The following is an 11,851-nucleotide window of genomic DNA, read 5'->3' on the forward strand; positions in this document are numbered from 1 at the left end:
GAATCGTTTGTGTCATAGCCGTATAATGTCCATGGGCCTCTACGGGCCGTTTTAAGCATAAGAATGAAGAGGAAGTGGCTTATTTATTTTAGGCCGCTGCCGTAGGCAGCTTCTCTTCACATGCAGGAAGACCGTAGGCTGATGGCTTGCGGTCTTTTTTTGTCCTGCCTGACGGGCGGGGCGGACAAGCCTGATCGTAATTCCTATTTTAAAGGAGATAATGCCCCATTTATGATAACCAAAACGTATAAACCTTATATTTTCAAAGCAGAAGCAGGCCAATCCACCGATGATTATTTCAATTATGCAACGGCCGTCCAAACGATTAAAAACATGCTGGAGGAAGCTTTCGGCGCACCTATGCAGCTGTATATGCAGGATGACGGGGACGATGTGTGGGACTGGGTATCGGATGATCTCGCAAGCGAGTATGAAGGGGTGAAGCGGGAGGCCGCTATTTACGACTTGGTGGAGGATCGCTCATTCCGATTTGAGGATTCGAAGTCTGAAGCCAATTACCGGATCAATCCTTCGCTGCGCAATAATGTCATTACTTATCCCGAATATGAGGTAGCTTTCGCGCGAATCCCGTTTTTGCGTCAGTATGGTCTAAATACGGAAGATATTATTTTTGCGAAAAATGATGAGACGATGCGTGCTTTTCTCGAAGCGATGCAGGAGAGGCAGCTTAGCGAACGGCGTGTGACGATTTTTACCGATACGAAGGAAGGGTTTGAGCGCAGCCGCGAGCAAATTACGCGTATGGTGGAACGCGACGAGGTAATGATGAGCGATTCCTTGAAGCAGCAAATTTATCGTTCCATTGATGAGTTTTTCTCGCGGGATCGCGAGTTTTTCCAAACCTATAACGTGCCGTATAAAAGAGGTATTCTACTGTATGGCAAGCCAGGGAATGGCAAGACAACGCTCGTAAAATCAATTGCAGGCAGCGTGGAGGCTCCGGTCGCCTACTGGCAAATTACGGAGTATACGACGAGCGATTCGATTCAGCAGGTGTTCTCCGCTGCGATGAAAATGGCGCCAATGATTCTCGTCATTGAGGATATTGATTCGATGCCGGATTCGGCACGCTCCTTCTTCCTGAATACGCTGGACGGGGCAACGTCCCGTGAAGGGCTGTTCCTGATTGGCACGACGAATTATCCGGAAAAAATCGATCCGGCGCTCATGAACCGCGCGGGCCGTTTCGACCGGGCTTATGAGATGAAGCTGCCGGATAAGGAACTGCGGCTCGCCTATTTGCAGCGTAAAGGGTTCGGAAGGCTGGCAGGGGAAGCCGATGGACTCATGGAGGATGCAGCGCAGTTTACTGAGGGCTTCTCGTTTGCCCAGCTAAATGAGCTGTATGTATCCGCGGCGCTTCAGAAGCACTACGAGCAAAGTGTGGATTTGAAGCGGGTCATTGAAGAGCTGAAAACGGACTTTGACAAGGACCGCCGCGGAGTATGGATGGCTGACAAGGGGCAAAAGCCGGTTGGCTTTCAAACGCGTTAAGCCTTTCCTAGCAGCTAATTAACGTAATCGGATGGCGGCAAAGGATGCTGCCATCCGATTACGTTTGAAATGAAAGGAGAGTTGAAACGGAAATGGATTATGGTTCAAATGCAATCTCGTTATCCCGTCATTCGCGTGGACGCCGTTCACCTTGGAAGCGAGTACTGCTATGGGCAGCCATCATCGTCCTTGTTCTCATCCTAGGGCTAGTCCTATTTTTGCAGGTGAAGACGTATAGCCCGCTGGAAGAAGCGCTGACCGCGCTGAATAGCGACGGCTCGGTTCAGGTAAGCGAGCTGAAGCATGGATACCGTTTTGAACCGGGGGAAGGCAAGGAGCTGCTTTCGCCTAATATTATTTTTTATCCAGGAGGGCTGGTGAAGCCGGAAAGCTATGCACCGCTTGCAAGGCGCTTAGCAGAAGCTGGACATCGCGTTTATGTTGCGTCAATGCCATTTAACTTGGCGCTCACTGCGCAGGATCGCGCAGATGAATACATAGCGGAGCATCCGGAAGAAAGCTACGTGATCGGCGGGCATTCACTTGGCGGAGCGTTTGCTGCGAGATATGCGGCGGAGCATCAAGGCAAGCTGGCCGGCATCTTTTTCATGGGCGCTTATGCCGATGACGGGGCCGATTTGAGCGGCAGCAAGCTTGCGGTACTGCAAATTACGGGAACGCTGGACGCTGTGCTGAACAAGGAAACCTGGGAGCAATCGAAGAAAAATTTGCCTGCGGATCAGACCGAATATGTATCGATTGAAGGCGGCAATCACGGCGGCTTCGGTACATATGGCAAGCAGTCCGGCGACAACGATGCGACGATAACGGCATCCGAGCAGGCGGACGAGGTAGCAGCCGCAATCGATACTTGGCTGGAGAAGCTGCAAAAATAAAACGGTTGCAAAAGGATATTTTAGCCATTATAATGACGTTGAAAAGGTTTTCAAAAAAAGAAAATAAAGGATGGTTTGGCGATGAAGCCTACGATCCGTGACGTTGCTAGAATGGCTAACGTATCCATCAGCACCGTTTCCCGTGTCATGAATGCGCCGGAATCGGTCACGAAGGATAAGCGACAGCGTGTGCTAGAAGCGATTGAAAGCTTGAATTATCACCCGAATGCGCTGGCCCGAGGTCTTATTTTCAAAAAGTCGCAATTGCTTGGCGTTCTCATTCCCGACATCCGCAATCCTTATTTTGGCGAAATTATTCGCGGCATGGAGGATGCGGCTAAGCAGCTCGGCTACAATTTGATGATTTACAATACGGACCGGGTGCCGGAGCGAATTATTTCTTATCTGGATACGTTGAACAAGCAGCAGGCCGACGGCTTATTGTTCGTCAGCGATTATGTCCAGAGGCAGTATTACGAAACGATGCAAGCTTGCGGTTATCCTGTCGTGCTTGTGTCAACCGTGTCTTTCGAATATGAGCTTCCATCCGTCAAGGTTGACGAGGAGGCAGCCGCTTTCGAAGCGGTTAGTTATTTAATTGAACAAGGGCATCAGCATATTGGCCTCATCTGCTTCACGCTGCCCGACCCCATCTCAGGTCAGACCCGCCATGACGGCTTCGTCCGGGCTCTCGAACGAAACAACCTCCATCATTGTGCAAGCTACGTAGAGTTTGCAACACACTGGTTTGAAGAAGCATATGCAGCCACCTCCCGCTTATTCGACCGATACCCACACTTAACTGCTGTATTTGCTTGCTCCGATGAATTTGCAATGGGCGTCATTTCCTGTTTGCATGACCGTGGAATCCGTGTTCCCGATCAAGTATCCGTAGTAGGCTTTGACAACCTGCGCATGTCTTGGATGACGATACCGAAGCTGACGACGATTGCCCAGCCCATGTATGCGATCGGCTGGAGAGCTGTAGAAAAAATGCATGAGCAGCTCGAATTCGGAGAAGCAGCTGTTCTAAGAGAATGGCTTCCTCACGAGTTAATCGTCAGAGAGTCCACTTTGCCCATGTTTCATAGGCCACAGCACAGGGAATAAAGAGGCCTAGGCCGATGTCTATTCGCTGTTCTTGTCACCTGCGGTTCATTTGCTCAATATGTCGAATGTAAGCGCGTTCATTTATGGCGGAGCAGTGGGTATCTTTCTGCTATCTCATTTCGCTTTCATCGTGAAGGGGGTGATGCATCATTACGCTATGAAGATTGCTTTCATGAACGACGTACAACCTACAAACGTACATCATGCGGCGAACGTTCATCAACGAGAATGACTTGCGATTCACTTGACTATGAACGATAAGGGGATGGGTCTTTTGAAAAAGCCATTTAAGTTTGGTTATACGCTCATGCTGAGCATGGTTCTAATTATGGCGCTGCTCGTAGCTGCTTGCAGCAGCGGAAGTGGCGGGAGCAACAGTACTGCAAGCGAGGAAGCGCCAGCAACAGCTACACCTGAGGCAAGTACGGAAGCTACGAAGGAGCCAGCAGGAAACGCAGATGGTTCGCCGCTGGAGCAGGCGCTTGCCGGCAACTATAAAGGCACGAAAGTCTCGATGTTTGGTCCATTCGTTGATGTGGACCAGGTGAAATTCGAGGAGAGCATTAAGGCGTTCGAGGAGCAAACGGGCATCGACATTCAATATGAAGGCTCGAAGGAGTTTGAGGCGACGATTTCCATTCGAATCGACGGCGGCAATGCCCCGGATATCTCCGACTTCCCGCAGCCGGGACTGCTGGCGAATTTCGTGAAATCGGGCAAGGTTATCGATGTGTCGCAATTTCTGGACGCAGATAAGCTGAAGGGCAACTACAATCAGAGCTGGCTGGATATGGCGACGATGGAAGGGCCGAATGGATCGATTATGGCCGGAGTATGGAACCGCAGCAGCGTGAAAAGCCTCGTCTGGTATCCAAAGAAAGAGTTCGATGATGCGGGCTATACCGTACCGAAAACATGGGATGAGCTGCTGGCGCTAACCGAGCAAATTGCGGCAGACGGCGACCCGGCATGGGCGATTGGCATCGAGAGCGGAGCAGCAACAGGTTGGCCCGCAACCGACTGGATCGAAGATATTATGCTGCGCACTACAACACCAGAAAACTATGATAAGTGGGTAAAAGGCGAGCTGCCATTTACAGATCCTGTTGTGAAAAATGCATTCGAGAAGCTGTCGCAAATTTGGCTGAACGACGACTATGTATACGGCGGACGCAAGTCAATTGTAACGACCGCGTTCGGCGATTCGGTAACGCCGATGTTCGATCATCCGCCCAAAGCATGGCTGCATCGCCAAGCCAGCTTTATTACAAGCTTCTTCCCTGAAGGTTTGAAATCCGGTGAAGATTATGACTGGTTCTACTTGCCGTCGATCGATGAGGCCTATGGCAATCCGGTACTCGTTGCAGGCGATTTGTATGCAATGCATAACGACCGTCCGGAAGTGCGCGCGGTTATGGAGTTCTTCACGACAGGCGAATCGATTAAGACCTGGGTGCAGTCCGGCGGCGTAATCGCGCCAATGAATGATGCAAGCCTAGATTGGTATCCGACGGATGTGGAGCGCAGAATGGGGGAGCTGGTGAAAAATGCTTCGACGCTGCGCTTCGATGGCTCTGACCTGATGCCTGGCTCGGTAGGCGCAGGCACGTTCTGGAAAGGAACGACGGACTATATTAGCGGTACCGTTGATTTGGACGGCGCGCTTAAAGAAATTCAGTCTGGCTTTAACAATTAAATTTTAATTGAAGGAGGGGCTGGGCCATGCTAGCTTCCACGCCAAAAACGAGCAAATCGCGAAACGTTGCCGTTACTCTGGCTGTCGTGCTTGTAAATGCGATTTTACACTCAAGCATTTACCTGTTTTTGCGCGATACGAATTTGCCATCTGTCTTATATGCTTTGCTTGCTATCATTTGGGGAGTGCTGGGCGTTTATTCGATATATTGGTCGTTTAACTGGGCAGTGGAACAATATCCGGATATCTGGAAACGACGCATCCAGCCCTTTATTTTCGTTGGACCCGCAGCTTTGCTGCTCGGTTGGCTGCTGCTCATTCCGACGCTGCGCACCCTCTATATGAGTCTTATGGATGCGGGGACGGAGAAGTTTGTCGGCCTTTCCAATTATGCCGCCATTTTTACAAACCGCTTGCTGCTAACCGCGCTGCGCAACAATCTGATATGGGTCGCTTTTGGCGCTACCGCCTGCATCTGTCTAGGACTGCTCATTGCGGTGCTTGCTGACCGCAGCAGCTTCGAGAAATTGGCGAAAGGCATTATATTTATGCCGATGGCGATTTCCTTCGTCGCAGCCGGAGTCATTTGGAAATTTATTTATTTCTACAAGCCGGGAGATGAGCAGATCGGTCTGCTCAATGCGATCGTGGTCGCCTTCGGGGGAGAAGCGCAGGCATTCACCAGCATGCTTCAGCCATGGAATAATCTCTTTCTTGTCGCCATTCTGATTTGGATGCAGACGGGATTTGCGATGGTGCTGTTCTCGGCGGCGCTCAAGGGCGTGCCGGAGGATATGCTTGAGGCGGCGCGCATTGACGGCGCGGGGGAAATTCGTATTTTTCGCAGCATCATTATACCGGCGATTTCAGGGACGATTTTGTCCGTATCGACGACGATTGTTGTATTTACGCTTAAAATTTTCGATGTCGTCATGGTAATGACCGGGGGGCAATACGATACGGAAGTGGTGGCGACGCAGTTTTACCGCCAGTTTTTCATGTATCGCAATGCAGGCTACGGCTCAACGCTGGCGATTGTGCTGCTCTTCGCTGTCATCCCCGTCATCATTATTAATTTGCGGCAGTTCCGGAAACAGGGGGGATTCTGATGAAGCGAACAAGGAAAAAGACGATGTCGAAAACAATCGTCAACGTCGTACTCGCTTTTATTTGCCTCATCTGGCTCATCCCGACGGTGGGCCTCTTGGTCTCCTCGTTCCGGCCTGCGGTTGATATTTTGCAAACCGGCTGGTGGACGGTGTTTCCGCACCGCGATTATGTCACGCAATCGACGATCACGCTGCCGAAGGATACCGATTTGCGGCAGCCGATTGAGGTGAATGGCGAAGTATTTGACGACGATCAGCTGCGCAGCGGCGTCACCGCGCAGGATGGCAGCAGGCTGATCTGGGAAAATCGCCGGGCGCGTACGATCCAGGTGCAGCAGCCGGACTGGAAGGTGAATACGAATTTCACGCTGGAAAATTACAATGGTGTGCTGACGGGCAAAAGCTTTGAAATTATGCAGGCAGACGGCACTATAAAAGCGCAGAAGGGAGAAGGCCTCTCCAAAGCATTTCTCAATACGATGGTTGTGACGATTCCATCGACGATTATCCCGATCCTGATCGCGACATTTGCCGCTTATGCCTTTGCATGGCTGCGTTTTCCGCTGCGGCGCTCCATGTTTGTCGCCGTCATCATGATGCTGGTTGTGCCGCTTCAGGTCGCGCTAATCCCGATCTTGAAGGATTATACGGCACTTGGCCTGAATGGCAGCTACCTTGGCATATGGATCGCGCATACCGGCTTCGGCCTGCCGCTGACGATCTATTTTATGTATACGTTTATTAGCCAGCTGCCCAAGGACCTGTTCGAATCGGCGTTTATGGATGGGGCGTCGAACTTTACGATTTTCACAAGGCTCATTCTGCCGTTGTCGGTTCCGGCGATTGCCTCCATCGGCATTTTTCAGTTTCTGTGGGTATGGAACGATTATTTAGTATCCTTGGTGTTTATCGGCAGCCAGCCTGATGTACAGGTCATGTCGATGCGAATTGCCGCGATGGTAGGATCAAAAGGCAGCGATTGGCATCTGCTGACGGCAGCTGCGTTCGTCTCGATGCTGATGCCGCTAACCGTATTTTTCGCCCTGCAAAAATATTTCGTCCGCGGCTTATTGGGCGGCTCGGTGAAAGGTTAGGCAGATAAGGAGCCTCTCCTTCAAGAAACCCGTGCGTATGCTCGAAAGATTGGGTACAATAGCTGGGTAGGAGGAGATTGAGGATGTCAGATATTGCATTTTTACGCAACTTCCCCTTTTTTGAACATTTGAATGATTTGGAGCTGGCGGCGATCGCTCCGCTGTTCGTGACGAAAACCTTTGCCAAGGGCGTCCAGCTGTTCTGGGAGCAGGATGAAGGCGATGAGCTGTATATGATTAAAGCCGGAGCCGTGCAAATTTACCGTCATGAGGAGGATCGCGAGATTATACTCGCCATTTTCCATGAGGGGGACTATTTTGGCGAGATGGCGCTGATCGATAGTACGAAGCTTCGTTCTGCCTCGGCGAAAGTATTGGAGAAAAGTAAGCTTTATGTATTGAAGCGCGAGCAGTTTTTTGCGCTGCTAAAGGAAAATCCGGGCATTGCGATTCATATTTTGGGCATTACGCTGGAGCGTCTGCGCAAGGCGAATGAGCTTATTACCGACCTGACGATTACGAATGCTCGCACGCGAATCTCGCGGCTGCTGCTGCGGCTGTCGGATAAATACGGAACGACGATCGGTCTGAAGCTGACGCATCAGCAAATTGCCGATATGACCGGTACGGTGCGGGAGACGGTAACGAAGGTGCTGCTTGAAATGCAAAATGAAGGTTATATTCGCATTGTGAGCAAAAAAATCAGTATTTTAGACAAAGAACAGCTGCAAGTCATCGGCGCCATCCAGCAGGATGGCAGGCTGAACGATGAGGGGACTATCGCTCAGGAAGGCTGAGTGCAATTATTTTTTCGAAAATGTAATTTGGATTACATTTTTTTGCGGGAGAAGTTGTTATGATTTAAAAGAAGAAGATAATAATAATGACGTGATGTCATCCTCCCGTTTATTCATTACCTATTCATAATGCGCTTCTGAGCGAAGCGCCCTCTCTATTAAGCAAGCATGATGCCTTGCGAGAGGCCGCCCTGAAAGTAGTGTTTCACTACGGATAGGGCGGTCTCCTTTTTTTTATTCCCGCTTAACGAATAGATGATGGCTGCCATTGTTTACGGTACACAAGCGGCGTTACCCCCTCCCTTGCCTTAAACAGGTTGATAAAATGGCTGACGTTGTCGATTCCGACCATTAGAGCGATTTCTGCTACGGGCTGATTCGAATATTTCAATAACTCCTTCGCTTGTGAAATACGAATGCCAATAACATATTCGTGAGGAGAGAAGCCTGTATAGCGCTTGAATTGCTTGGCAAGATGGTATTTGCTCACCGCATGCCGGCGAGCCAGCTGATCGAGCGTCATTTTTTGTGCATAATGCTGCTCTAATTCCCCTATGATTGCGGAAATGTAGGGCGGAAGCTCTACGCTCAGCAGCTCCGGTTCCTGCGCTGCAAGCAGTACCTCAGTTAGAAGCTCTGCCAGCAGCACCGAACTGGTCAACTCGGTGCGTGTGCTTTTTTGCCGATTGATTTGCAGCAATTGCATGAGGCAGGCTTGAATCCGGCAATCTGGCTGAAGCGTGAGGACCGGAGGGCAGCCCGCGGCAAATTGCTCATAATATTCGCGCGTGGTGCTGCCGCTGAGGTGAACCCATAAAAGCTCCCAATTGCCGCCCGCCGCGGCGTCTGCTGCGTAATGCTGGTAGCTCATGCAATCGATGAAAAATAACTGATGAGGCCGCAGCTCGTAGGTAACGTCACGGTATGTCAAGCGGCCCGCGCCAGCAAGCGTATAGACGAGCAGAAACGATTCGAGCTGCTCCCGCTCGGTATAATAGGGGGAGAATGCTTGAAAATGGCCGATTTCCTGAATGTAAAAAAGAGCGGATTTTGCGAATGAGGATGGTGTGGCGGCTAGACGGACGGATTCAGGCGTCCAGGCATGAATGGCTTTTTCACGATAAGCAGACATGGAGGAATGCCTCCCCAAGATTCTATTATTTTTAAACAACTTTGTTTGATGTTTATTATAATGTAAGCCGTTACAATAGTCATATAAAACATGATTATAGCTGAGAGGATGATCCGTCATGACGCTGCTGACACCGATTAAGCCCGTCCGCAAACCGAGAATTGGCTTGTATTCCGTAGGCCTGCGCGCGTATTGGGAGCAGTTCCCCGGCCTGCGCGAGCGCCTTGAGCAATATGGCGTTTTTATAGAGCAGAAAATCGCCCAATGGGGCGAAGTGTTCAACTATGGCCTTGTGGATACCGAAAGTGAAGGGCGCCAGGCGGGAGAGTGGCTTAATACGCAAAATGTCGATCTGGTTTTTTGCCATGCCGCTACTTACTCAACTAGCTCGACGGTATTGCCCGTACATCAAATTAATAAAGCTCCGGTTGTGTTTCTTAATTTGCAGCCGACCGAGAGAATGAATTATGACGGCTCGACGACAGGTGAATGGCTGGCGCACTGCGGCGCTTGTCCGGTTCCAGAGTTCGCAAATGCATTTAATCGTGCCGGAATACCTTTTAAGGTTGTAAATGGCCTGCTGGGACTTGATTATACGCCGGATATTTCGCTCACGAATGAGGTGACAAACGAGCGCAAGGAAGCCAAACGCGCATGGCTGGAAATTGAACAATGGGTAAGGGCTGCTGCTGTTCCGCGCACGCTGCGCCATAGCCGCTTCGGTTTTCTTGGCAATACGTACAACGGCATGCTGGACATGTATAGTGATTTTACGATGATTCAGGCACAGACTGGCATTCATATTGATGTCCTGGAAATGTGCGATTTGGATCGTATGCTAAGGGAGGTTACGCCGCAGGAAACGAAGCAAAAGCTGGATGAAGTGCTGGCGATGTTTCAGCTCAGCGGCGACTCACCTTCTGACCCGATTGCCAGAAAGCCGACGGAGGAGCAGCTTGAATGGTCGTGCAGAGTGGCGGCGGCACAGGAAAAGCTCGTTCGCGAATATGATCTTGATGCCCTAACCTATTATTATCATGGTGCGCCCGGCGGTGAATACGAGAAGCTGCAAGGCGGCTTTATCGTAGGGCATTCTTTGCTGACAGCGAGAGGTATTCCTTGTTCGGGAGAAGGAGATCTGAAGACGGCAATCGCTATGAAAATATGCGATATTCTCGGCACAGGCGGCAGCTTCTCGGAAATCGTCGTCGTCGATTACGTCGACGAGACGATTTTGCTTGGGCATGATGGGCCGTTCCATATTGCGATATCCGAGGGCAAGCCGATTTTGCGCGGCATGGGTCTGTATCATGGCAAGCAGGGGACGGGCGTATCCGTTGAGGCGAAGGTGCGGACGGGACCGATTACGACGCTGAACTTGACCCAGACAGGAGATGGCAAGCTTAAGCTGATCAGCAGTGAGGCGGAGTCGACGAACGGCCCGATTATGCGCATTGGCAATACGCAGACGCCAGTAAAGTTCAGGCAGCATCCTGATGATTATATGTCGAGATGGTTTGCCGAAGCGCCGACCCATCACTGCGCCATGTCGATTGGACATAATGCCTCGCTGTTCAGCAAGGTTGGGGAGCTGATGCGGATTAAGCATGTGGAGCTCGTGTGATAGCAGGGCTAGATTAAACGTGAAACTATACTATATATTTAATCCATCTTTTCCCTTATGCGTATAATGTAAAGGGATAGCCTATGAGTCATGAAAATGATAGATTGCCCTTTTTCTCGAAAATGTAAAATAAAAAGAAACCGTTCCTTGGTAAGATGGAGATATGCCCCAACCATTTACGAAAGGAATGGTTTTTTCGTTCGCCGTGTATAACATGAATCAGTGGTTTCTTCCAATGGATTTGGAGGAAGATAAAATAGGAGTGAGTAAAAGTAGTTGGTATAGTGAGGAAAAAAGTAGATTGGTGGTATACGAGGCAAATTCATATATTTCAAACTGTTGTATTTTATGATAAATAAAGGTAATATTAGAATATGCTATTTATTACAAAAAAAAGGAGTTGTCCGGATTGAAAAAAGCGATATTTTGTAGTGTACTAGCTTTAGGCTTAGTCGTTTCATCGTCTTCCGCATTCGCTGCCACCGTTACCAAGAATAGCAGTGGGAAAACATTTACTAAGTCCTGGGAGTTGACCGCGAGCGGAGGAAGCTGGCTCATGAAGTACGGATTCAATACAGATTTTATTAATGAAGATTATACTCATACTTATAATTCTCAATTCCACCATACTGCAACAGTTAGTAATAGTAATGGTGCATTTACAGATGAAGATAGTGCGGGCTCTTGGGCTGGGATTGAAGTTACTCATAGCGGCACCTATATTGAGTATAGCATTTCATATTAAGTCAAAATAGAGTAGGTTCACATTATAGCTATTTTACCAAAGTCCTAACTCTTTGAGGGTTAAGGACTTTGGCGATTTGTGTTTTAGATACCCAATAGACTTCAGTAAGTAGTAGGAGATAATTGATTCAACT

The 11,851-nt window shown here is 49.6% G+C and carries 10 protein-coding genes; 9 read left to right on the top strand and 1 reads right to left on the bottom strand.

Going from position 1 to position 11,851, the window contains the following annotated elements; translation table 11 throughout:
• Positions 1-120: 120 nt before the first annotated feature.
• From WH37_RS02690 to WH37_RS02725, 7 genes are all read left to right on the top strand, one after another.
• Entirely contained in the window at positions 121-1,515 is a 1,395-nt protein-coding gene (locus WH37_RS02690; RefSeq protein WP_143088554.1) for an AAA family ATPase, read from the top strand.
• 92 nt (positions 1,516-1,607) lie between these two features.
• Entirely contained in the window at positions 1,608-2,411 is an 804-nt protein-coding gene (locus WH37_RS02695; RefSeq protein WP_052736763.1) for an alpha/beta fold hydrolase, read from the top strand.
• A gap of 81 nt (positions 2,412-2,492) precedes the next feature.
• Positions 2,493-3,521, top strand: a complete 1,029-nt coding sequence (locus WH37_RS02700) for a LacI family DNA-binding transcriptional regulator (RefSeq protein ID WP_046229033.1) — start codon at positions 2,493-2,495, stop codon at positions 3,519-3,521.
• 274 nt (positions 3,522-3,795) lie between these two features.
• Positions 3,796-5,217, top strand: coding sequence for an ABC transporter substrate-binding protein (locus tag WH37_RS02710; protein WP_414811803.1), 1,422 nt, complete (start codon positions 3,796-3,798; stop codon positions 5,215-5,217).
• Between the two features lie 26 nt (positions 5,218-5,243).
• On the top strand, positions 5,244-6,326 hold the full coding sequence (locus tag WH37_RS02715; RefSeq protein ID WP_046229035.1) for a carbohydrate ABC transporter permease: 1,083 nt from the start codon (positions 5,244-5,246) through the stop codon (positions 6,324-6,326).
• The gene (locus WH37_RS02720; RefSeq protein WP_046229036.1) at positions 6,326-7,420 is read left to right on the top strand and encodes a carbohydrate ABC transporter permease; all 1,095 of its coding nucleotides are present in this window, start codon (positions 6,326-6,328) and stop codon (positions 7,418-7,420) included. Before WH37_RS02715 ends, WH37_RS02720 begins: the two co-directional genes overlap by 1 nt.
• An 83-nt stretch (positions 7,421-7,503) precedes the next feature.
• A complete protein-coding gene (locus WH37_RS02725) occupies positions 7,504-8,217 on the top strand; it encodes a Crp/Fnr family transcriptional regulator (RefSeq protein ID WP_046229037.1) in 714 nt (237 codons plus the stop codon).
• Positions 8,218-8,461: 244 nt separating this feature from the next.
• On the opposite strand, the gene WH37_RS02730 is transcribed toward WH37_RS02725, so the two are convergent.
• Positions 8,462-9,349 carry a helix-turn-helix domain-containing protein gene (locus WH37_RS02730; RefSeq protein WP_046229038.1) on the bottom strand — a complete coding sequence of 296 codons (888 nt, stop codon included), beginning with the start codon at positions 9,347-9,349 and terminating at the stop codon, positions 8,462-8,464.
• 118 nt (positions 9,350-9,467) lie between these two features.
• Here WH37_RS02730 and WH37_RS02735 point away from each other — a divergent pair, with 118 nt between their 5' ends.
• Together WH37_RS02735 and WH37_RS02740 are read left to right on the top strand one after the other, a co-directional pair.
• On the top strand, positions 9,468-10,973 hold the full coding sequence (locus tag WH37_RS02735; protein WP_046229039.1) for an L-fucose/L-arabinose isomerase family protein: 1,506 nt from the start codon (positions 9,468-9,470) through the stop codon (positions 10,971-10,973).
• 409 nt (positions 10,974-11,382) lie between these two features.
• The gene (locus tag WH37_RS02740; protein WP_046229040.1) at positions 11,383-11,718 is read left to right on the top strand and encodes a mediterrocin family bacteriocin; all 336 of its coding nucleotides are present in this window, start codon (positions 11,383-11,385) and stop codon (positions 11,716-11,718) included.
• Positions 11,719-11,851 lie beyond the last annotated feature (133 nt).

This window comes from Paenibacillus algorifonticola, assembly GCF_000971975.1.
In the GTDB taxonomy this organism is placed as follows: Bacteria; Bacillota; Bacilli; order Paenibacillales; family Paenibacillaceae; genus Pristimantibacillus; species Pristimantibacillus algorifonticola.